Origin of the sequence: Flavobacterium sp., assembly GCF_044341185.1 — a bacterium.
GTDB lineage: Bacteria > Bacteroidota > Bacteroidia > Flavobacteriales > Flavobacteriaceae > Flavobacterium.
In genome coordinates, this window is record NZ_JBIISE010000030.1 from 1 (window position 1) to 21,229 (window position 21,229).

The 21,229-nt window shown below is 31.2% G+C and carries 18 protein-coding genes and 1 pseudogene; 9 read left to right on the plus strand and 10 right to left on the minus strand.

The genetic code is table 11. From position 1 onward, the window contains the following. A pseudogene (locus tag ACIQZ1_RS07480) lies at positions 1–752 on the plus strand (phosphoglucosamine mutase); the annotation flags it as partial. A 121-nt stretch (positions 753–873) separates the two neighbouring features. On the opposite strand, the gene lpdA reads toward ACIQZ1_RS07480, so the two are convergent. The 3 genes from lpdA to truA all read right to left on the minus strand — a co-directional run bounded on the left by lpdA (position 874) and on the right by truA (position 4,934). Further along, positions 874–2,262, minus strand: a complete 1,389-nt coding sequence (lpdA, locus tag ACIQZ1_RS07485) for a dihydrolipoyl dehydrogenase (RefSeq protein ID WP_396160358.1) — start codon at positions 2,260–2,262, stop codon at positions 874–876. A 74-nt stretch (positions 2,263–2,336) separates the two neighbouring features. Continuing rightward, positions 2,337–4,178, minus strand: a complete 1,842-nt coding sequence (locus ACIQZ1_RS07490; RefSeq protein WP_396160359.1) for an ABC transporter ATP-binding protein — start codon at positions 4,176–4,178, stop codon at positions 2,337–2,339. Between the two features lie 21 nt (positions 4,179–4,199). Beyond that, positions 4,200–4,934: a tRNA pseudouridine(38-40) synthase TruA gene (gene truA, locus ACIQZ1_RS07495; RefSeq protein ID WP_396160360.1), complete on the minus strand. Its 735-nt coding sequence runs from the start codon at positions 4,932–4,934 to the stop codon at positions 4,200–4,202. Positions 4,935–5,082: 148 nt separating this feature from the next. On the opposite strand from truA, the gene ACIQZ1_RS07500 reads away from it, so the two are divergent. After that, entirely contained in the window at positions 5,083–5,577 is a 495-nt protein-coding gene (locus ACIQZ1_RS07500) for a metallophosphoesterase family protein (RefSeq protein WP_396160361.1), read from the plus strand. 133 nt (positions 5,578–5,710) lie between these two features. Here ACIQZ1_RS07500 and ACIQZ1_RS07505 read toward each other — a convergent pair whose 3' ends face one another. Continuing rightward, a complete protein-coding gene (locus ACIQZ1_RS07505; RefSeq protein ID WP_396160362.1) occupies positions 5,711–6,121 on the minus strand; it encodes a DUF4293 domain-containing protein in 411 nt (136 codons plus the stop codon). A gap of 183 nt (positions 6,122–6,304) precedes the next feature. Here ACIQZ1_RS07505 and rho point away from each other — a divergent pair, with 183 nt between their 5' ends. After that, positions 6,305–7,948 carry a transcription termination factor Rho gene (rho, locus tag ACIQZ1_RS07510; RefSeq protein ID WP_396160363.1) on the plus strand — a complete coding sequence of 548 codons (1,644 nt, stop codon included), beginning with the start codon at positions 6,305–6,307 and terminating at the stop codon, positions 7,946–7,948. 72 nt (positions 7,949–8,020) lie between these two features. Here the strand turns inward: rho and ACIQZ1_RS07515 are convergent, their stop codons facing one another. Then, positions 8,021–10,651, minus strand: a complete 2,631-nt coding sequence (locus ACIQZ1_RS07515; RefSeq protein ID WP_396160364.1) for a valine--tRNA ligase — start codon at positions 10,649–10,651, stop codon at positions 8,021–8,023. Between the two features lie 155 nt (positions 10,652–10,806). Between ACIQZ1_RS07515 and ACIQZ1_RS07520 the strand changes: the two genes are divergently transcribed. After that, a complete protein-coding gene (locus ACIQZ1_RS07520; protein ID WP_396160365.1) occupies positions 10,807–11,238 on the plus strand; it encodes a DUF1573 domain-containing protein in 432 nt (143 codons plus the stop codon). 69 nt (positions 11,239–11,307) lie between these two features. Here ACIQZ1_RS07520 and ACIQZ1_RS07525 read toward each other — a convergent pair whose 3' ends face one another. The 3 genes from ACIQZ1_RS07525 to ACIQZ1_RS07535 are packed head-to-tail and all read right to left on the minus strand — an operon-like array spanning position 11,308 to position 12,985. Further along, on the minus strand, positions 11,308–11,877 hold the full coding sequence (locus ACIQZ1_RS07525; RefSeq protein ID WP_396160366.1) for a YceI family protein: 570 nt from the start codon (positions 11,875–11,877) through the stop codon (positions 11,308–11,310). Positions 11,878–11,897: 20 nt separating this feature from the next. Next, positions 11,898–12,530, minus strand: a complete 633-nt coding sequence (locus ACIQZ1_RS07530; RefSeq protein ID WP_396160367.1) for an NAD(P)H-dependent oxidoreductase — start codon at positions 12,528–12,530, stop codon at positions 11,898–11,900. Positions 12,531–12,532: 2 nt separating this feature from the next. After that, positions 12,533–12,985 (minus strand): MarR family winged helix-turn-helix transcriptional regulator, encoded by a 453-nt coding sequence (locus ACIQZ1_RS07535; protein ID WP_396160368.1) that lies wholly within the window; start codon positions 12,983–12,985, stop codon positions 12,533–12,535. Positions 12,986–13,164: 179 nt separating this feature from the next. Between ACIQZ1_RS07535 and ACIQZ1_RS07540 the strand changes: the two genes are divergently transcribed. From ACIQZ1_RS07540 to ACIQZ1_RS07550, 3 genes are read left to right on the plus strand one after another with little or no spacing between them, the layout of a single operon-like run. Beyond that, a complete protein-coding gene (locus tag ACIQZ1_RS07540; protein WP_396160369.1) occupies positions 13,165–13,473 on the plus strand; it encodes a rhodanese-like domain-containing protein in 309 nt (102 codons plus the stop codon). Between the two features lie 18 nt (positions 13,474–13,491). Continuing rightward, complete coding sequence (locus ACIQZ1_RS07545; RefSeq protein ID WP_396160370.1) at positions 13,492–15,729, plus strand: cation:proton antiporter; 2,238 nt, start codon at positions 13,492–13,494, stop codon at positions 15,727–15,729. A gap of 1 nt (position 15,730) precedes the next feature. Then, positions 15,731–16,558: a S1 RNA-binding domain-containing protein gene (locus ACIQZ1_RS07550; RefSeq protein ID WP_396160371.1), complete on the plus strand. Its 828-nt coding sequence runs from the start codon at positions 15,731–15,733 to the stop codon at positions 16,556–16,558. A gap of 92 nt (positions 16,559–16,650) precedes the next feature. On the opposite strand, the gene pyrE is transcribed toward ACIQZ1_RS07550, so the two are convergent. Further along, entirely contained in the window at positions 16,651–17,292 is a 642-nt protein-coding gene (pyrE, locus tag ACIQZ1_RS07555) for an orotate phosphoribosyltransferase (RefSeq protein WP_396149633.1), read from the minus strand. 7 nt (positions 17,293–17,299) lie between these two features. Between pyrE and ACIQZ1_RS07560 the strand changes: the two genes are divergently transcribed. Then, positions 17,300–17,914 carry an NUDIX hydrolase gene (locus tag ACIQZ1_RS07560; protein WP_396160372.1) on the plus strand — a complete coding sequence of 205 codons (615 nt, stop codon included), beginning with the start codon at positions 17,300–17,302 and terminating at the stop codon, positions 17,912–17,914. Positions 17,915–17,981: 67 nt separating this feature from the next. On the opposite strand, the gene ACIQZ1_RS07565 is transcribed toward ACIQZ1_RS07560, so the two are convergent. After that, the gene (locus ACIQZ1_RS07565; protein WP_396160373.1) at positions 17,982–19,691 is read right to left on the minus strand and encodes a M14 family zinc carboxypeptidase; all 1,710 of its coding nucleotides are present in this window, start codon (positions 19,689–19,691) and stop codon (positions 17,982–17,984) included. Positions 19,692–19,838: 147 nt separating this feature from the next. On the opposite strand from ACIQZ1_RS07565, the gene ACIQZ1_RS07570 reads away from it, so the two are divergent. Beyond that, positions 19,839–21,188 carry a DEAD/DEAH box helicase gene (locus ACIQZ1_RS07570; protein WP_396160374.1) on the plus strand — a complete coding sequence of 450 codons (1,350 nt, stop codon included), beginning with the start codon at positions 19,839–19,841 and terminating at the stop codon, positions 21,186–21,188. Positions 21,189–21,229: the final 41 nt, after the last annotated feature.

The window sequence follows — 21,229 nt, forward strand, 5'->3', positions numbered from 1 at the left end:
ATTGCGAACCAAACGGACATTTTCCACACAATCCAGAGCCATTAAAAGAACATTTAACGGATATCTGTAAACTAGTTTTAGATGAAAAAGCCGATTTCGGAATAGTAGTTGACCCGGATGTGGATCGTTTGGCTTTTATTTCAAATGACGGTGAAATGTTTGGTGAAGAATATACGTTAGTGGCTGTTGCCGATTATGTTTTGAGTAAAACACCAGGAAATACCGTTTCTAATATGAGTTCGTCTCGTGCGTTACGTGACATTACTGAAAAACACAATGGAAGTTATCAAGCCAGTGCAGTAGGTGAGGTGAATGTAGTTGAATTGATGAAAAAAACCAATGCCATTATTGGTGGTGAAGGAAATGGCGGTATTATTTATCCAGAATTACATTACGGTAGAGATAGTTTGGTTGGTGTAGCCTTGTTTTTAACGTATTTAGCGGGTCAAGATAAAACGGTTGCCGAATTACGTGCCAGTTATCCGCAATATTATATGAGTAAAAATAAAATTGAATTAACACCACAAATCGATGTGGATGCCATTTTAGAAACGTTAACTACAACTTATAAAAACGAGCAAATTAGTACTATAGATGGAGTAAAAATTGATTTTGCTACCGAATGGGTGCATTTAAGAAAATCAAACACAGAACCCATTATCAGAATTTATACAGAAGCCCCAACACAACAAGAAGCCGATGTTTTAGCTGAACGTTTTGTAAAAGAGCTGAAAGTAATTGCTGGGATATAGTTAAAGAAATTAAACCTGACAGGTTTTTGAAACCTGTCAGGTTTGAAATATAAAAAAAACCGTCAAGTTTTAACGTGACGGTTTTTTTTTATCGAAAGTCTAAAATCGTAAATCGAAAATTTTAAATATGAATCACTTCATCATAGGCAGCGGCAACCGCTTCCATAACGGCCTCACTCATAGTAGGGTGTGGGTGAACTGTTTTTAAAATTTCATGCCCAGTAGTTTCAAGTTTTCTTGCTACAACTGCTTCTGCAATCATATCAGTAACACCTGCGCCAATCATATGACAACCTAACCATTCTCCGTATTTTGCATCGAAAATTACTTTTACAAATCCGTCAGTAGTTCCTGCAGCAGTTGCTTTTCCAGAAGCTGAGAACGGGAATTTTCCTACTTTAATATCATAACCTTTTTCTTTAGCAGCTTTTTCAGTTAAACCAACCGAAGCAATTTCAGGAGTTGCATACGTACAACCTGGAATGTTTCCATAATCTAATGGTTCTACATGCATTCCAGCTATTTTTTCTACACATAAAATTCCTTCAGCAGACGCCACGTGTGCTAAAGCCTGACCAGGAGTAATATCTCCAATAGCATAATATCCAGGAACATTAGTTTGGTAGAAATCGTTTACTAAAATTTTATCTCTATCTGTAGCAATACCCACTTCTTCTAAACCAATATTTTCAATGTTTGTTTTGATACCAACTGCAGAAAGTAAAATATCTGCTTCGATAACTTCTTCACCTTTAGCCGTTTTTACAGTTGCTTTCACGCCATTTCCTGAAGTGTCAATTTTTTCTACAGATGAATTGGTCATAATAGACACACCTGCTTTTTTCATAGAACGTTCCATTTGTTTTGAAATGTCTTCGTCTTCAACAGGTACAATATTTGGCATAAATTCTACAATAGTAACTTGCGTTCCCATTGCGTTATAAAAATGAGCAAATTCCACTCCAATTGCTCCAGAACCTACAATAATCATAGATTTTGGTTGCGTTGGTAATGTCATTGCTTGTCTGTATCCAATTACTTTAACACCATCTTGTGGTAAGTTTGGTAATTCACGAGAACGTGCACCAGTGGCAATAATGATGTTATCAGCAGAATATTCTGTAACTTTTCCATCAGCGGCAGTTACATCAATTTTTTTGCCTGGTTTTACTTTTCCAAAACCATCAATAACATCAATTTTATTTTTTTTCATTAAAAACTGAACACCTTTGCTCATCCCACCTGCCACATTACGTGAACGGGCAACCACAGCATTAAAATCTTTATCTACGTTATCTACTTTTAATCCGTAGTCGGCAGCGTGTTTTAAATAATCGAAAACTTGAGCAGATTTCAGTAAGGCTTTTGTTGGAATACACCCCCAATTTAAACATACCCCACCTAAATTTTCTTTTTCAATTACGGCAACTTTAAATCCTAATTGTGAGGCTCTAATTGCTGTAACATATCCACCAGGACCACTTCCTAAAACTATAATATCGTATTTCATTTTTTTTGTGTTTTGTATCTTAATATTCTTGTTGCGAAATTAGTAAATATTTATTTATTTTTTATGTATTTTTTTTAGTTAATAGGGAAAAGGAAAAAGTCCAATGTTTTTTCAAATTGGGCTTCATATAACTTTTTATAAAAACCATTTTCAAGTTGAACTAATTCATTGTGTTTGCCTTTTTCAACAATTATACCTTTGTCCATTACTATGATAGTATCCGCATTTACAATAGTTGCCAAACGGTGCGCAATGATAATAGACGTTCTTCCTTGGGTTAATGTAAGTGTTGCTTTTTGAATTAATTCTTCCGAGTAAGAGTCAATTGATGAAGTGGCTTCATCCAAAATTAGTATACTTGGATTGCTAATATATGCTCGTAAAAAGGCAATTAATTGACGTTGTCCAGAAGATAACATCACGCCTCGTTCTTTTACATCATAATCATATCCGTTAGGTAACGACATTAAAAAATCGTGAACACCAATTTTTTTGGCCGCTTCATATACCTGTTCTCTTTTGATGCTTTCATCAAAAAGCGTAATGTTATTATAAATGGTATCGGCAAATAAGAATACATCTTGTAATACCATAGCGATTTCATTTCTTAATGTTTCTAAAGTAAAATCGTTAATATTGATGTCGTCAATTAATATTTTTCCAGAATCGATTTCGTAAAAGCGATTCAGTAAATTGATAATTGTTGTTTTACCGGCACCAGTGGCTCCAACAATAGCAATAGTTTCTGCGGCTTTTACTTCTAAATTAATTCCTTTTAAAATTTCTTCCTCTTTTAAATAACTAAATCTTACGTTTTCAAATTTTATATTTCCTTTTAATTTTTCTGAAGCAATCGTTCCGTTGTTTTGCACTTCAGAATTGGATTCTAAAATTTCAAAAACTCGGTCTGCAGCTACAATTCCCATTTGCATCACATTAAATTTATCAGCAATTTGGCGTAACGGCGTGTATAACATAGCAATATACATATTAAAAGAAATTAGTTGCCCTACGCTGGTAGTGGTGTCGCCATTTATAATAAATATAGCACCAAAATATACAACTAATCCTAATGTAATACTTGAAACAATATCGGCAATTGGAAAGAAAATACTATTGTATAAAATGTTTTTTAACCAAGCTTTATTGTGTTTGTGATTGATTTCCTTAAATTTTTCTAATTCAATTTTTTCTCTATTGAATAATTGCACGATTTTCATTCCTGTTAATCGTTCTTGAATAAAGGTGTTTAAGTTGGCCACTTCATTTCGTACTTCGTTAAAAGCTATTTTCATTTTTTTATTGAAAATATTTGTAGCTATTAATATAACAGGCATAATAAGCAAGACTATACAAGTAATTTTCCAATTGATTACTAACATAAAAATCAGTACGATTAGCATTTTTAATACGTCACTAATAATCATAAACAAACCTTGACTAAATATACTTGCAATGTTCTCAATATCGGACACACATCGTGTAATTAACTTACCAACTGGTTCATTATCGTAATATTTAATTTTGAAACTGGCTAAATGTGCAAATAATTTTTCACGAATTACTTTTACAATATCTTGGCCTAACCAACTTGAAATAAAAACAAAAAAGTATTGTGCTACTACTTCTAGAAGTAGTATTAAAAACATAATGGCTACCAATACTTTTATATTATATGAAGCATTTCCTTCAATTAATATATTGCTAATTAGGTCTAAAAAATAATCTTGAATGACATTGGTTTCTTTGTTGGCAGTAACAAAATATTTATCAATAGTAATATTTAATATTAACGGACGTAAGCCTGCGACTATGGCTAAAAATATAGCCCAAAATGCTACCGAAAAAAGTTTACTTTTAAAAGGAATAGCATAACGCATTAATTTTTTAAAAGAAGATGATTTTAAAACGCTCATTTGGCTTATAATTTTTGAAGGCTAAATATATGGATATTTTACTTTTGTTAAATACAATCCGTGAGCTGGAACAGAAAAACCAGCATTATTTCGGTTTTTACTTTCAATAATGGTTCTAAAATCGGATAAAGATGTTTTATGAATACCCACATTTATTAGCGTTCCAACAATAGCTCGTACCATATTTCGTAAAAATCTATCGGCAGTAATGGTAAAAATAATCTGATTTCCGTTTTGTTGCCAATGTGCTTCTGAAATCTTGCAATTAAAGGTTTTTACATCGGTATGAATTTTAGAAAAGCATTCAAAGTCAGTATATTCAAATAATATTTTGCAGGCGTCATTCATCAAATTTAAATCTAAATTATGATGTACTTTCCAACTTCCATCAGCATTAAAAACATCTTTAAATGTAGTGATATGATATTCGTATGTTCTACTAATGGCATCAAATCGCGCGTGTGCATCAGGTTGTACTTCAATAATATTAAAAATAGCAATATCTTTTGGTAAAAATGAATTTAGCTTTTGAATAGTAGTAGGAATGTCAAATTCAATTTCTGTGTCAAAATGGGCAAACATTTGCTTAGCATGTACACCAGAATCGGTTCTTCCTGCGCCAACAATTTCAATTTTATCTCGAAGTACTAAAGATAAAGCCGTATCTAAAGTTTCTTGTATTGAAATGGCATTCGGTTGTATTTGAAACCCAAAATATTCTTTTCCGTTATATGCAAATTCAATGAAGTATCTCAATTATATTTTAGTTTCTAAGTTTCTGAGCTGCAAAGTTACTAAGAATTTGAATTATTATATTCAATGTTTTCTTAAAAATAAACAATAAACTATATTTTTTTGTCAACTTTGCAGCTTAGTTACTCTGTAACATAGAAACTCTTATTAAATGAAAAAAATATTACTCCTTTCAGATACGCATAGTCATATTGACGATACGATTTTAAAATATGTAAAATTAGCTGATGAAGTATGGCACGCGGGTGATATTGGCGATTTAAAAGTTACCGATACTATTAAAAAGCTTAAGCCTTTACGAGCAGTTTTTGGAAATATTGACAATCATGAAGCACGTTTGGAGTTTCCTTTAAATAACCGATTTTTATGTGAAGGTGTATCAGTTCTAATTACTCATATTGGAGGCTATCCCGGAAAATATAGTCCAGCTATTCGAGAGGAAATTACTCAAAATCCACCCAAGTTATTTATTTGCGGGCATTCACATATATTAAAAGTAATGTTCGATAAAAAGCTCAATTGTTTGCATATGAATCCGGGTGCTGCAGGTATTTCAGGGTTTCATCAAAAAAGAACAATGCTACGTTTTGAAATTGATGGCGATAAGATTCAAAGTTTGGAGATTATTGAAATAGGAGACAAGTAAATAGTATTTACGATTTAAGATTTACGATTTAAGATTTACGATTTACGAAGTTTAGAGAAGTGGTAAAAAACGAAAATCCGCTTTGATTTCTCAAAACGGATTTTCTACGCACTAATAAGCTAAGATGATAGGTTTATCGTATTCTGTCCACAGATTTTACGAGATCTTCGTCCCTTTTAATTGCTCTGTTAGCCAAAGCAAGAAAAACGATAGAAAAAATTGGTAGAAGCATCCCAATACCCTTCTCAGAAACTTTCGCTTCTCCAGATAGACTTAGTGAATGATATACTAATAATCCTATTATAATAAAGTTTAATATCATATTCAGTCTGTTTAACACAAACTGGTTTTGTCTTTTTTTGAAACTAAAAATACTTAGAACCGCTAATATAGCTGAAATTAATAACAATCCAATATAAATGGTATTAGAATCTGCATATACCTCTAATTTATTTTCTGTAGTCCAAATATTAATAAAAAATGGAAGTACACCAGAAATCAGTACACACAGTAACAAATATATCGTTTGAATTCTTTGTAACATTTTTAATTTTTATTAGAACAAAAATAAGTTTTCTTTTTTAAAAAACTATTGTTTTATAATAAAATATTCGTATTATTGCATCAAATAATCGTAAGTACTTCATATACGATACTTTAAAAAAGCAAAAAAAATCTCATCACAGTTTTTTTATTATATTAAGATTAAAAAAATCAATCAACATTTATGTTTGACACATCTACACTAAAAGGGATGAAACTCTCTGATTTGCAAGAAATTGCCAAAGTAGCTAATATTCAAAAATTCAAAACTTTAAAAAAAGACGAATTAATTACTCAAATATTAGATTTACAAAATGCATCTGAAGCACCAACTCAAGTTTCTAAACCAGTAAAAAAATCAACTCCTGTATCTAAAGTTATTGAAGAAGCAGTTGAGAAAACAAACACAAACGAAACTTCAGATAATGAAGCGAAAACACAACGTGCTCGTATAAAAAAAGTGGTTGTAAAGCCTACAAATAGAGAGAAAGAAGCCGCTTCTTTTGATTTAGATGCAGAAAAAAAATCTGAATCGTACAGCCAACAACCTAAAGAAGTCGTTGAAAACAATTCAGAAAATACTACTGAAGAAATAAAATCTGAAACTACAGAGCAAGAAAAAACCAATACCAATCCCAATTTCAAAAAGAACAACAATCCGAAGTTTGCAAAAAACAACGGGAATAAAAACTTTCGTGAATCGGATTTTGAATTTGATGGAATTATTGAAAGTGAAGGGGTTTTAGAAATGATGCCAGACGGATATGGTTTCTTACGTTCTTCGGATTATAATTATTTAGCCTCTCCAGATGATATTTATTTATCACAATCACAAGTGCGATTATTTGGATTGAAAACGGGAGATACTGTAAAAGGTGTGGTTCGCCCTCCAAAAGAAGGAGAGAAATTTTTTCCTTTGGTTCGCGTATCAAAAATTAACGGACATGACCCACAAGTCATACGAGACCGAGTTTCATTTGAACATTTAACACCACTTTTCCCGGAAGAACGATTTAATTTATCAGGAAAAAACACATCTATATCTACTCGAATTATTGATATGTTCTCGCCAATTGGTAAAGGACAACGTGCTATGATTGTGGCACAACCAAAAACCGGTAAAACAATGTTATTAAAGGATATTGCTAATTCTATTGCGGCCAATCATCCTGAAGTATATTTAATCGTTTTACTAATTGACGAACGTCCAGAAGAAGTTACCGATATGCAACGAAGTGTGCGTGCCGAAGTAATTGCTTCTACGTTTGATGAACCAGCAGACCGTCACGTAAAAGTGGCAAACATTGTTTTAGAAAAAGCAAAACGTTTGGTAGAATGCGGACACGATGTAGTAATTTTATTAGATTCGATAACCCGTTTAGCAAGAGCATATAATACGTGTCAACCTGCATCTGGAAAGGTGTTGAGTGGAGGAGTAGATGCTAATGCTTTACAAAAACCAAAACGTTTCTTTGGAGCGGCTCGTAATATTGAAAATGGCGGATCGTTAAGTATTATCGCCACTGCATTAACAGAAACCGGTTCTAAAATGGACGAAGTAATTTTCGAAGAATTTAAAGGAACAGGTAATATGGAATTGCAATTGGATAGAAAAATATCTAACAAACGTATTTTCCCAGCTATCGATTTGGTTTCTTCAAGTACGCGTCGTGATGATTTATTACTTGATAAATCAACGTTACAACATATGTGGATTTTACGAAAATACTTATCGGATATGAATCCAGTGGAAGCAATGGAATTTATCGAATCTCGTATCAAACGTACTAAAAATAACGAAGAATTTTTGATTTCAATGAATGATTAGAAATTGATAATAATACAAATAAAAAAAGCCGATTTTCAGTTGAAAATCGGCTTTTTACTTTTATTAAGTTTTTTACTTCAATCCAGCAATACTTTGCTCAATCGTTGCAATTTTTGCTAAAGCATCGGCTTCTTTTTTGCGTTCGTTAGCTATTACTTGTTCAGGTGCACCCGCTACAAATTTCTCGTTAGATAATTTACCTTGAACCGATTTTAAGAAACCTTTCGTGTAATTTAATTCTTCCGTTAATTTTGCAATTTCTGCTTCAACATCAATATTTCCAGTAATTGGAATAAAATATTCGTTAGATTTTACTCGATACGATAACGCACCATCTACTTTTTCAGTAACATATTTTAAGTCGGTAATGTTTCCTAATTTCATAATGATTGAATCGAAATAATTCGACGCTTTTTCATTATTCACTACTCGTAATTCAATTACATCTTTAAATGGAATATTTTTATCTTTTCTAATCGTTCTAATTCCAGAAATAACATCGGTAGCAAAATCGAAATCAGCAATTAAAGCAGTATTTACAGAAGTCATTTTCGGATATTCCGCAACAATTAAAGCTTGTTCTGGTGTTCTTTCTGTAATGTGTTGCCAAATTTCCTCCGTTAAGAAAGGCATAAATGGATGTAATAATTTTAAATTATTTTCCAACATTTCAATAGCTTTGTCAAAAGTAGCTTTATCAATCGGTTGTTGATAAGCAGGCTTAATCATTTCTAAGAACCAAGAACAGAAATCGTCCCAAACTAGCTTGTAAGTTGCCATTAAAGCTTCCGATAATCTATATTTTTCAAAATTATCTTCAATTTCTAATAAGGTTTGTTGCAGTTTTGCTTCGTACCATTCAATGGCTACTTTTGAAGATTCTGGTTGTGGAATTGTTTCAGACACTTCCCAACCTTTAATCAATTTAAATGCATTCCATATTTTATTGGTAAACGCTTTTCCTTGATTGCATAATTCTTCATCAAATAAAATATCATTTCCTGCAGACGCACTTAATAATAGTCCTACACGAACACCATCAGCTCCAAATTTTTCAATTAAACCAAGTGGTTCAGGAGAATTCCCTAATGATTTAGACATTTTTCGACCCTGGCTATCACGAACTAATCCTGTTAAATATACATTTTTAAACGGTTTTGCATCGGCGTATTCATAACCTGCAATAATCATACGTGCCACCCAAAAGAATAAAATATCAGGACCTGTAACTAAATCGTTAGTTGGGTAATAGTATTTGAAATCTTTATTTTCTGGATCCATAATTCCACCGAAAACAGCCATTGGCCATAACCAAGAAGAAAACCAAGTATCAAGTGCATCAGCATCTTGCTTTAAATCGTTTATAGTTAATTGTTTATTGTTTGTTGCTTGTTGAGCTAAAACTAAAGCTTCTTCTTTTGTTTCCGCTACAACGAAATCTTCTTTACCATCTCCATAGAAATAGGCTGGAATTTGTTGTCCCCACCACAATTGACGAGAAATATTCCAATCGCGAATATTATTTAACCAATGTGCATACGTATTATTGAAACGATTTGGATATAATTTTATTTCGTCAGATTCTAAAACCGCGTGAATAGCTGGCTTAACCAAATTTTCCATTTTTAGGAACCATTGGTCGGATAAACGAGGTTCGATAACACATTTCGTTCTTTCAGAAGTTCCAACGTTGTTAGTGTATTGTTCTACTTTATCTAAAGCATTAATTGAAGTTAATTCTGCTTCAATTTCTGTACGAACTACAAATCTATCTTTCCCTTCATAATGCAATCCGAAGGAGTTTAAAGTGGCATCTTCATTAAAAATATCAATGATTTCTAATTGGTGTTTGTCACCTAAAGTTTTATCGTTTACATCGTGAGCTGGTGTTACTTTTAAACATCCAGTTCCGAATTCTAAATCGACATATTCATCTTCAATAATTGGAATTATTTTTCCAGAAATAGGCACAATAGCTTTTTTTCCTTTTAAATTGAAATGTCTTTCATCATTTGGATTGATACAAATAGCAGTATCACCGAAAATAGTTTCAGGTCGAGTAGTAGCAACCACTAAATAATCTGAAGAATTTTCGATTTGATATTTGATGTAATATAATTTTCCTTGACGTTCTTCAAAAATTACTTCTTCATCCGACAACGTTGTTTTTGCTTCCGGATCCCAATTTACCATTCTGTAACCACGGTAAATCATACCTTTATTATATAAATCTACAAACGAACGAATTACAGAAGCAGACATATCTGGATCCATTGTGAATTTTGTTCGGTCCCAATCACAAGAACATCCTAATTGTTTTAGTTGTTCTAAGATTGTTCCACCGTATTTGTCAGTCCAATCGTATGCGTGTTTTAGGAATACTTCACGAGTTAAATCTGCTTTATTAATCCCTTCCGATTTTAATTTCGCAACTACTTTTGCTTCAGTAGCAATAGAAGCGTGGTCGGTACCAGGAACCCAACATGCATTGAAACCTTTTAATCGCGCACGACGAATTAACACATCTTGAATAGTGTTATTCAACATATGCCCCATATGTAATACTCCAGTTACGTTTGGTGGAGGAATTACAATAGTATAGGGTGTACGATGGTCTGGAGTAGAATGAAAATAGTTGTTTTTCATCCAATAGTCGTACCATTTTTGTTCTACGGATTTGGCGTCAAATTGGGCTGGTATCATTTATATTGTATTAATTGTAAGTAATTGCGTCTTTTGGTATACTTTTTGAAATCTATCTGCAAAAGTAATTATATAAAACAGAATAAAAAAAATGTATTTACTTTTTGTTAGTTAGTTTAAATAACATATTTTTACAATTCTCAAATTAATATAAAATGAAAAAGGTAGTACTTATTTTAGGTTTAATGATAACCAGTTTATCAGCTTATGCACAAAGTGGTGCAAAAATTGAATTCAAAGAAGAAACCATTAATTATGGTGACGTTTATAAAGGTGTAGATTCAGGAAAAAGAACTTTTGAATTTACCAATACGGGTGATATGCCTTTAATTATTAAAGATGCGAAAAGTAGTTGTGGATGTACGGTGCCTACTAAACCAACAGAACCAATTGCTCCAGGTAAAACGGGTGTTATTGAAGTACAATACAATATGAATCCAGGGCCTATTAGTAAAACAATTACTGTTGATACCAATGCGGTTAATAAAGAAAACGGAATGGTTGCCTTACGAATAAAAGGAACAGTTTTAGTAAAAGAAGAAAAAAGTATTTTGGAAAAAAAATCCGCAGGACCGCTTTCTAAATAATAAAACATAGTTAAAATAAAAAAGCCAGAATATTTATTCTGGCTTTTTTTTGTTTCTATAATTTGATAATTACCAAACTAAGTTTACTTTTAATTCAAATTCATCACTAATTGTTTTGTCTCCTAAATCTGAGAAAAATGAACCAGAATTGTATTTGATATCGTATTTTGTTCTATCAACTTTTAGTGTAGTTGTAGCAGTGTTTCCTTTAACTGTTATATCAAAAGTAATTGGTTTTGTAATCCCTTTGATAGTTAAATCAGCAGTTACAGTATATAAACCATTTCCTTTACCACTAATTGTTTTGAATACTAAATTAGCCGTTTTATGTTTTTCAACACCAAAAAAGTCTTCCGCTTTTAAATGTTTATCTAAGCTTTCTTTTCCTTGACCTGGTTTTAAGTCGGTTGTATTAATTGTAGTCATGTCAACAGTAAATGTTCCACCTTTTAATACTTTTCCATCAAATACTAAAGCACCACTTTGTAAACCGATAGTTCCTGTGTGCGAACCTGTTACTTTTTTACCTGTCCAAACGATACCGCTTTTTGCTGCATCGATTTTTTTTGTTTGTTGTGCATTTACTGTAAATGTTACCAATGTTACTAATGCTACTGCAATTGTTTTTAAATTTCTCATGTTTGTTAAATATTTAGTTATTAAATTGTTTCAAATAATTCTGTAATTGGTTTTCTTACTTTTGCATAATGTTGTGTGTCATCTTCATCATGTCTGTAACCAATTGTAGCTACTAATGTAGCGTGTAATCCTTTTTCTGTTAAACCTAAAATTTCGTTATATTGTTCAGGAAGAAATCCTTCCATTGGTGTCACATCTATTTTTAATTCAGCTGCCGCATTTAATAAATTCCCTAATGCTAAATAGGCTTGCTTTTGCGCCCAAATCAATTGTTTTTCTGGAGTTAAAGTAGAAATATTTCCAATCATAAAATCAGCATATCCTTTTACGCTATCAAATGGAATGTTTCTTGTCTTCGCCATGTTATCTGCATATCTAGTAATATACTCTGCATCTACATTAGTTTCACTTGCAAAAACAAATAGGTGAGAAGCATCTGTAATTTGACTTTGTCCCCAAGAAGCCGGTTGTAATTGTTTTCTAATTTCTTCGTTTTCGATAATTAAAACTTTATACGGTTGTAAACCATATGAAGAAGAAGATAATTGAATAGCCTCTTTTAAAATTTCTAAATCGGAATTAGAGATTTTCTTTTCGCTATTAAATTTTTTGGTAGCGTAACGCCAATTCTGATTTTCAATAAATGTGCTCATAATTAATTTCTGTATTTTTCTAATAAATTATTTAATTGGGTTAACTCTTCGATTGTTAAATTACTTGCTAAATTATTTTCATGTTCAATTACAATTGGGTCTAATTTTTCTAAAATAAGAAGTCCTTTTTCTGTAATTGTAATTTCCATTTTTCTTTTGTTTGACGGACAAATTTTTCGAATTACGAATTCTTTTACAATTAATTTATCAACCAAACGTGTAGTATTGCTATTTTTAGAAATCATACGTTCTTGAATTACCGACATGTTAGCTGGTTTTCCTTTCTGACCTCTCAAAATACGTAACACGTTATATTGTTCGCTTGATAAATCAAATGGTTTTAATATTTCTAAAAAACGATCAGCAACAATGCTTCTTGAAAAAGATAAATTTAAAATTACTTTTTTGGCTAAAGATAATTCTACGGTACTTTTTATTTCATCTTCAATTTTCATTACTTCTTTATTTGTAGCTACAAATGTATAACAAATATTTTTATTTGTATATACAAACGTTATTAAATTAATGTTAAATTTTAAAATTTATAATAAATTATGATAATTATAGGTTTACGCTAAAAAATAAATTTTTATATCTGAATTCTTGTTGTAAATTTGAGGAAAATTATACGTATATGAATTTAGAGCAAAAAGAGTGGTGGGAAGGTTTTTTAACTACTGAAAACGCAGTTATTTTAGATGTAAGAACCGAAGAAGAAGTGGCAAACGGATACATTCCTGAATCCATAAATATTGACATATATAAAGGACAAGGTTTTATTTACCAAGTAGAAGAATTAGATAAAGATAAAACGTATTTTGTATATTGCTTAGCTGGAGGGAGAAGTGCCCAAGCGTGTGGTATTATGAAACAATTAGGTTTTGAAAACGTATATAACCTAGTTGGCGGAATTTCACAATGGGAGGGTCCTATTGAAAATTAAATTTAGCAAAGGTGCTTAATGAAGAATTATAAAAATAGTTTTTTTTACCTACTTGTTGTAGGAATATTTTCAGCTTTAATTTATTGGACAATTAAAAACGGAAAATTATTAGAAAAATCTGATGTATTAAAAGTAGCTTCAACTGAAAATTCATATTATCAGGAGTTTTTGGATTCTTTGCATCATAACCTTACCCATCCTTTGGCTATTTTATTAGCACAAATTGTAACAATAATTTTAGTTGCCAGATTTTTCGGGATGATTTGTAAAAAAATCGGACAGCCTTCTGTAATTGGGGAAATTATTGCAGGTATCGTTTTAGGACCCTCATTTTTTGGCAGTTATTTACCTGAATTTTCAAATGTATTATTTCCAAGTACATCATTAGATAATTTAAAATTTTTAAGTCAAATTGGCTTAATCTTTTTTATGTTCGTTGTAGGAATGGAATTGGATTTAAGAGTATTAAGAAATAAAGCCAAAGAAGCTGTAATTATTAGTCACGCAAGTATCATTATTCCGTTTACTTTAGGATTAGTATTAGCGTATACCATTTATACCGATTTTGCACCAAAAGGAATTGAATTTATATCTTTCGGATTGTTTTTAGGTATTGCAATGAGTATAACTGCATTTCCAGTTTTAGCACGAATTGTACAAGAACGTGGGTTGCAAAAAACAAGAATTGGCGCTATGGTAATTACTTGTGCTGCAGCAGACGATATCACCGCTTGGTGTTTATTAGCTGGTGTTATTGCAATTGTAAAAGCGGGTTCTATAACAAGTTCTTTATATATTATAGTGCTATCTTTCATTTATGTTGTAGCTATGATAAAATTGGTTCGTCCATTTTTACGACGAATTGGAAACTTGTACGATACTGCTGAGAAAATAACAAAGCCTGTAGTAGCCATTTTCTTTTTAACCTTATTAATATCTTCTTATTTAACTGAAATAATTGGAATTCACGCATTATTTGGTGCTTTTGTAGCGGGTGTTATCATGCCAGATAATATGAAGTTTAGAAAAATGTTCATTGAAAAAATTGAAGATGTTTCTTTGGTAGTATTATTGCCATTATTCTTTGTATTTACAGGTTTAAGAACAGAAATTGGCTTACTAAACAGCCCTGAATTATGGAAAGTTTGTGGGTTAATTATTGTTGTTGCTGTAGTAGGTAAGTTTATTGGAAGTGCTTTAGCTGCAAAATTTGTAGGTCAAAATTGGCGCGACAGTTTAACCATTGGAGCCTTAATGAATACGCGTGGTTTAATGGAACTTGTTGTGCTAAATATTGGATATGATTTAGGCGTATTAACCAAAGAAGTTTTTGCTATGATGGTGATTATGGCATTGGCAACCACTTTTATGACAGGTCCCGCTTTAAATTTAATTGACTTAATTTTCAAACCAAGAAAAAATAGTATCCCTAACACATCAGATAATTTAGAATATAAAGTGTTGGTTTCATTTGAAAATCCGGAAGATGGAAAACCGTTGTTAAAAGTTGCAAATAATTTCATTAGTTTAGAAAAAGAAAAACAATCCATTACGGCAATGTATATTTCCTCAACAAATGAGGTAAATCCGTATAAGATTGAAGAATATGAACGTGAAAGTTTTAAACCTGTATTAAAAGAAGCCACCAAGTTAAATCGAAATATTGAAACACTTTTTAAAGCGTCGCGTGACATCGATTCGGATATTGTAGAAGTGAGTAATAAAGGTGAATTTAATTTAGTTTTGATTAATATTGGTTCGTCTATTTTTGAAGGAACACTTTTAGGAAAAGTTTTAGGGATTACTTCCAAAATCATAAATCCTGAAAATTTATTAAACACCTTTACAGGAAAAGAAAAGTTGTTTGAAGTCAATTATTTTGATGACAAAACACAAGCTATTATCAACAAAACAGAAGTACCTTTGGGTATTTATGTAGATAAAGAACTTACCAAAACAGAAAATATTTCTGTGATTTTATTTAATAATGAAGATCAATTTTTATTGGATTACGTAAAATTATTGAAAAAGAATTCACAAGCTAAGATTTCAATTTTTGATACGTATGATATCGTAAATGAAAATAACAAAATTACTCACGAAAATGTGAAAGTGATTCACTCTTCTAAATTAGAGAAAGATTTCTTGAAAGAACAAGATTTATTAATCATGAGTATTGATAGTTGGAAAAAACTAATAGATACAAGAAGTGTGTGGTTAAATAACACGCCATCGCTTTTAATAATAAAACCATAATATGTTACAAATAGGTGTGTATCACACATTAAAAATAGATAGAGAAACAAAAGTAGGTTTGTTTCTTACCAATGGAAAAGACGATGTTTTATTACCAAATAAATATGTTCCAAATGATTTTACAATAGGAGAAGATTTAACGGTTTTTGTATATTTAGATCACGAAGAACGTCCAGTTGCAACGACTTTAAAGCCGTTTATTTCTTTAAATTCGTTTGCCGTTTTAAAAGTAAGTTACATTAATAAATTCGGTGCCTTTTTAAATTGGGGAATGGAGAAAGATTTGTTTGCTCCTTTTAAAGAACAAGCCCGACCAATGGAAAAAGACAAGCGTTATATTGTAACGATGTATTTAGACAAACAAACGGGTAGGTTAGCGGCGTCAAGTAAAATCAATCAGTTTTTAGATAAAGAACCTTTAGATATTGAGGTAGGACAGGAAGTGGATTTAATGGTTTCTCACATTACAGAAATTGGAATTAATGTAATTATCAACGGAAAATTTAGAGGATTGGCCTATCAAAATGAAGTATTTGAAACCGTTTCTCCAGGATATAAAACCAAAGGCTACATTAAAACCATTCGCCCTGATGGAAAAATAGACGTTTCCTTTCAAAAGCAAGGTTTTGAAGCCATAGACGATTCCGCACAGCAAGTGTTAGAAGCATTAAAACAAAATGATGGCGTTTTACGATTGAATGATAACAGTCATCCAGAAGAAATTAAATCGGTTTTAAAAATGAGTAAAAAAACATTTAAAAAAGCCATTGGAAGTTTATATAAACAAAAATTAATTGATATCAATAACGAAGGTATTCAGTTGGTTTAATATTATATAAAACAAAAAAACGTCTCGATAATTCGAGACGTTTTTTTATTATAATAATTCGAAAATATAAATTCGTAAATCGTTAATTAAAACTATTTTCCCCATTCGCTCGGATTGCTATTCCAAGATTTAAGCGTTTCTAATTCTTCTTCTGAAACATATTTTTTCTCAACCGCTTTTTCAATTAAGTTTTCGTAATTACTTAATGTATATACGTCTAATTTTGCTGCTGCAATTTTTTCTTCAGAAATAGGAAATCCGTATGTAAAAATAGCGGCCATTCCTTTTACATTAGCGCCTTCATTGCGTAAAGCTTCAACTGCCATTAAACTACTTCCACCCGTTGAAATTAAATCTTCTACTACAATTACGGTCTGACCTTTTTGTAAAAAACCTTCTACCTGATTTTGTCTTCCGTGCTTTTTTGCTTCTGGTCTAACATATACAAAAGGCAATCCCATAGCTTCTGCTACTAAGATTCCGATACCAATTGCACCAGTTGCTACACCTGCAATGACATCTGGACGACCAAATTTGGCTTCAATTTGCTTTACAAATTCATCTTTAATATAATTTCTAACCGCTGGAAATGAAAGAATTACGCGGTTATCACAATAAATTGGACTTTTCCAGCCAGAAGCCCATGTAAAATGATTTTTTGTTTCTAATTTAATTGCGTTTATTTGTAAAAGCAATTCGGCTGTTTGTTGTGCTGTGTTGTTATTAAATATCATATTGCAAATGTATAAAGTTTTTGTAAACGAGAAACCACTTTTTTTAACAAATAAAATTGAAAAGGAAACAAATTTCAAAATTTATCTGTTAGAAACAGTAAATATTCCAAAAGTAATCTCAGAATTATTTTTGAATAAAATACAAAGTGCCTACTTATATCACTCAGATGAAAAGTTAATTATGAAGACTTTGAAATCTAAAATCCCTGTAGCAAAAGCAGGTGGTGGTTTAGTTTTTAACGCTGATGGCGATGTTTTGTTTATTTTTAGAAACGGTAAATGGGATTTACCAAAAGGAGGCGTTGAAAAAGACGAAACGATGGAAAATGCCGCTATGCGTGAAGTAGAGGAAGAAACAGGTGTTTCAGGTTTAAAAATTATAGAAAAATTACAAAAAACCTATCATGTGTTTAAACGTAATGGCGTTTTTAAACTGAAAATTACATATTGGTTTAAAATGCAAACCAATTTTACAGGAGCAACTTGCCCACAAGAAAAAGAAGGCATCTCCAAAGCAGTATGGATTAAACCTTCAGATATTGAGGTTACTTTAGGGAATTCCTATGAAAATATTAAATTGTTGTTTGAAAGCGAGTATTCTAATATGTCAATTGGAAAATAAGTCAATGTGCCGATTAAAATTAAAATTTATAAAATTGGCACATTAATAATTGAAAATTGTCTAATTATCAATTCACTCTATAAACAGGATAACGCATAAACTCTTTTTCAAAGTATTTTGAATGTTTGTACACCCAGTATAGTTGATCTCCGCCATTTTCTGCGAAAGCTTTGTCGGTTTGTTTTTTAGTTTCAAATTCTTGTTTTAATGTTGGATTTTCATCTAAAATTTGTTTTGCAACATCTTCAAAAACGTAACTGGAATAACCTTCTTTTTGTTGTAAAATCGTATCGAAAAAATTCCAATTAAAGTACGAATCTACGGCTTCTGGTTCTAAGGTTTCTAAAATATATTTCACCCCAAACTGATTCGTTGAAATTTTATAATCGCCGGCTCTAAATTCTATTTTCTCTACATTTTTTGTAACGGTAGTATTATAATGTCCATAATGTCCTTCATAAGCATTTTTACCAGTTTGATAGGTGTCAATCTTATAAATTTCTACCTCAAAAGTTTCATTTTGAGAAATTTGTGTCATTTCTATGTTATTCAATTTCAGTAATTCTATAATTTGCCATTGACTTTGTGGTACTACGTAATACTTAGGAATAGTAACAAATTTTGTTGGTTTGTAATTTCCATAGAAAGGTATTTTCTTTGTAAAAGGTTTATTTCTATCATAAAACAATCTATCTTTTCCAGATATATCACTTGGTTTGTAACCACCTTCATATCCTTTAAAATCCATATAAGATACTTTTGTAGAATCAATTACCCAACTTAATGGATATTGTTTTCCTGATTTAAAATCTTCCAAATTGGCTTTTCTTACTTGTTTGATTTTTTCCCAATTCGTATCGGTATAAATTATAGCTGTCACCATAAATTCATACGTTGTTTTTACACGGTCTTTGTAGGGTTTCAACATATGTGTTTCAGGTACAAATCCTAACGTATTAAATAACGTAGTATAACCTGTGGCATAACGTGGCGTATCTGTAAATTGTTCGTAACCTAAATCAGGTTTTGCACCGTGAATATTCACATACGGAATTACGTCAATTTTCTTTTTTTGCATGTCGTTTACCATTTCTGGATACATTTCATTTTTGAAAAAGTTGCCTAATTTCTCACCTAAACGTTCGTGTTGTGTAGCAATACAAGTAAAAGTATATTGATAATCGGCGCCATTTGAAACGTGATTATCTAAAAAAACATCAGGATTAACTTTATGAAATAATTCTTGAAAACTTCTTGAATTTCGAGTATCCGATTTTATAAAATCTCTATTTAAATCGTAATTTCTACCATTTCCTCTAAATCCGTATGCTTCAGGTCCGTTTTGATTGGCTCGAGAAAACGAATTTCTATTCAACATCCCATCAATATTATACACTGGAATAGCAACGACTATCGTATTTTTTGGTACTTTTATTTTTGCATTTGACAAATCTCGCATCAACATCATAGTAGCATCAATTCCGTCAGGTTCTCCAGGATGAATACCGTTATTGATTAATAAAACGGCTTTGTTTTGATTGAAAGTAAAATTACTATTCTCAGAAAATATTATTATGTGTAATGGTTTTCCACTATCTGTTAGTCCCATAGTTCGCATTTCAATTTTATCTGATTTAGCAGCTAACAATTGATAAAAGGAGATACAATCTTCATACGTAGTAGATTGATTTTTATTTCCTTTTTCGTAAGGAGTTAACAAATTATTTTGAGCAGTTACCGATAAACAAGAAAAAACAAAGAGTAGAATATAACGCATAATTGAATATTTGAATTTCAAAAGTAAGAATTTTAAATGGCATTTTCAATGTCAATTTAAATTTCAAAAATCAATTTCAAAAATCAATATAACTATTCAGTATATCGTATAATTGAATAATGACAAATTAAAAACTACCTTTGCGGCATGAATAAAAATTTACATTCCAACAACATACTTTTGAATTTAGGTATCGAAAGTTTAAATAAAATGCAGGTAGCTGCAGAAACATCAATATTAATTGATTCTGATGTGGTGCTACTTTCACCAACGGGTTCAGGTAAAACGTTGGCTTTTTTATTGCCGATTTTTCAACTTTTAGAAGATGACAACAATAAAGTACAATGTATGATTATTGTGCCTTCACGTGAATTAGGATTACAAATTGAACAAGTTTGGAAAAAAATGGCCACTACTTTTAAAGTTAATATTTGTTATGGCGGGCATTCCATTGAAACAGAAATTAAAAATTTAAGCAATCCACCAGCTGTATTAATTGGTACTCCTGGAAGATTAGCAGATCATTTAGAAAGAGAAACCTTTGATCCAAAATACATAAAAACCCTAGTTTTAGATGAATTTGACAAATCATTACAATTAGGATTTCACGAAGAAATGCGTTTCATCATAGGGAAATTAACTAATTTAGAAAAGCGAATTTTAGTTTCGGCAACAGATGGAGTGGAAGTTCCAAAATATACCAGAATTGAAAATCCGAATGTTTTAAATTATATTGATAAGAAAAAAACAGAAACTAATTTAGATTTTAAATTGGTGATTTCTAAAGAGAAAGATAAGGTTAATTCTTTATTTCATTTAATCTGTTCTTTGAAATCTCAGAATGCAATTATTTTCTGTAATCATAGAGAAGCAGTAGAACGAATTAGTGATTATTTAAATGACAAAGGCATTTTCTCTGTATTTTATCACGGAGGATTAGAACAAGAAGAACGTGAAAGAGCGTTAATTCAGTTTAGAAATGGCAGTATTTCATATTTAATTACAACCGATTTAGGTGCTCGTGGTTTAGATATTCCAGAAATGAAAAATGTAATTCATTATCATTTACCTTCAAAAGTAGATGAGTTTACCCACAGAAATGGTCGTACCGCACGTATGATGGCATCTGGAACAGCATACATTATTATTCACGAAAGTGAGAAAAAAGTAGATTACATTGATTATGATATGAAAAAAATTGATGTGTCAAACTATAGTGTCATCCCAAAACCACCAGAATTTAAAACGATTTACATTAGTGGTGGTAAGAAAAATAAATTAAATAAAGTAGATATTTTAGGTTTCTTTTCTCAAAAAGGAAAATTAGAAAAAGGCGACTTAGGTTTAATTGAAGTTAAAGATTTCGTATCATTTGCAGCAGTTAAATATGCTAAAGTTGCGCCATTACTTCAAAATATTAAGGATGAAAAAATGAAAGGCAAAAAATATAAAATTGAAGTAGCCCGAGACGTTGTTAAAAACGCATTAGAAGATTAATTTATTTAATCTTGTCATTTCGACGCAAGGAGAAATCCCAT

Coding starts and splice junctions, on each gene's coding strand:
- lpdA (WP_396160358.1), bottom strand. CDS start 2,262: ATGAAATACGATATTATAGTTTTAGGAAGTGGTCCTGGTGGATATGTT.
- ACIQZ1_RS07490 (WP_396160359.1), bottom strand. CDS start 4,178: ATGAGCGTTTTAAAATCATCTTCTTTTAAAAAATTAATGCGTTATGCT.
- ACIQZ1_RS07500 (WP_396160361.1), top strand. CDS start 5,083: ATGAAAAAAATATTACTCCTTTCAGATACGCATAGTCATATTGACGAT.
- ACIQZ1_RS07505 (WP_396160362.1), bottom strand. CDS start 6,121: ATGTTACAAAGAATTCAAACGATATATTTGTTACTGTGTGTACTGATT.
- rho (WP_396160363.1), top strand. CDS start 6,305: ATGTTTGACACATCTACACTAAAAGGGATGAAACTCTCTGATTTGCAA.
- ACIQZ1_RS07515 (WP_396160364.1), bottom strand. CDS start 10,651: ATGATACCAGCCCAATTTGACGCCAAATCCGTAGAACAAAAATGGTAC.
- ACIQZ1_RS07520 (WP_396160365.1), top strand. CDS start 10,807: ATGAAAAAGGTAGTACTTATTTTAGGTTTAATGATAACCAGTTTATCA.
- ACIQZ1_RS07525 (WP_396160366.1), bottom strand. CDS start 11,877: ATGAGAAATTTAAAAACAATTGCAGTAGCATTAGTAACATTGGTAACA.
- ACIQZ1_RS07530 (WP_396160367.1), bottom strand. CDS start 12,530: ATGAGCACATTTATTGAAAATCAGAATTGGCGTTACGCTACCAAAAAA.
- ACIQZ1_RS07535 (WP_396160368.1), bottom strand. CDS start 12,985: ATGAAAATTGAAGATGAAATAAAAAGTACCGTAGAATTATCTTTAGCC.
- ACIQZ1_RS07540 (WP_396160369.1), top strand. CDS start 13,165: ATGAATTTAGAGCAAAAAGAGTGGTGGGAAGGTTTTTTAACTACTGAA.
- ACIQZ1_RS07545 (WP_396160370.1), top strand. CDS start 13,492: ATGAAGAATTATAAAAATAGTTTTTTTTACCTACTTGTTGTAGGAATA.
- ACIQZ1_RS07550 (WP_396160371.1), top strand. CDS start 15,731: ATGTTACAAATAGGTGTGTATCACACATTAAAAATAGATAGAGAAACA.
- pyrE (WP_396149633.1), bottom strand. CDS start 17,292: ATGATATTTAATAACAACACAGCACAACAAACAGCCGAATTGCTTTTA.
- ACIQZ1_RS07560 (WP_396160372.1), top strand. CDS start 17,300: ATGTATAAAGTTTTTGTAAACGAGAAACCACTTTTTTTAACAAATAAA.
- ACIQZ1_RS07565 (WP_396160373.1), bottom strand. CDS start 19,691: ATGCGTTATATTCTACTCTTTGTTTTTTCTTGTTTATCGGTAACTGCT.
- ACIQZ1_RS07570 (WP_396160374.1), top strand. CDS start 19,839: ATGAATAAAAATTTACATTCCAACAACATACTTTTGAATTTAGGTATC.